Origin of the sequence: Corallococcus praedator (genome assembly GCF_003612125.1) — a bacterium.
GTDB lineage: Bacteria > Myxococcota > Myxococcia > Myxococcales > Myxococcaceae > Corallococcus > Corallococcus praedator.
In genome coordinates, this window is the sequence record NZ_RAWI01001104.1 from 1 (window position 1) to 434 (window position 434).

At 69.8% G+C, this 434-nt stretch carries 2 protein-coding genes; both read right to left on the bottom strand.

All coding sequences use genetic code 11. The features are described from left to right. On the bottom strand, positions 1-200 hold a 200-nt coding region (locus tag D7Y13_RS43235), incomplete at its 3' end, for an uS5 family small ribosomal subunit protein (RefSeq protein WP_500683206.1). 2 nt (positions 201-202) lie between these two features. Beyond that, positions 203-434: MbeD/MobD family mobilization/exclusion family protein (locus D7Y13_RS43240; RefSeq protein ID WP_208734659.1), on the bottom strand; the 232-nt coding region annotated here is incomplete at its 5' end.

Sequence of the window (434 nt, forward strand, 5' to 3'; positions counted from 1 at the left end):
GCCTCGGGGACCTCCTTGGCCTTGCCCTTGCCGTAGCCCACGCGACCCTTCTGGTCGCCGACCACGACGAGCGCCGCGAAGCCGAAGCGCTTGCCGCCCTTCACCGTCTTCGACACCCGGTTGATCGCCACCAGGCGGTCGGCGAACTCGGGGTTCTCGTCGCGGTCGCGGCGCGGGCCGCGGTTGTCTCGGTCTGCCATGTTCAGGTTCCACCATCGGGATGTTCGAGCCGCACGACGCGACGGCCGAGATTCGTGAATGAGGTCAGGGCCTGCTCGACCGCCGAAGCCAGGGTGGCGACGTCGCCCGACAGCCGGTCGATCTTGCTCGACAATGCGTCGACCCGCGCCGACAGCCGGTCGACCCGCCCGGAGAGTTGGTCGTTCGCGTTGTCCTGCTCGTCCAGCCGCGCCACGATGGCGGCGAGCTGGCGC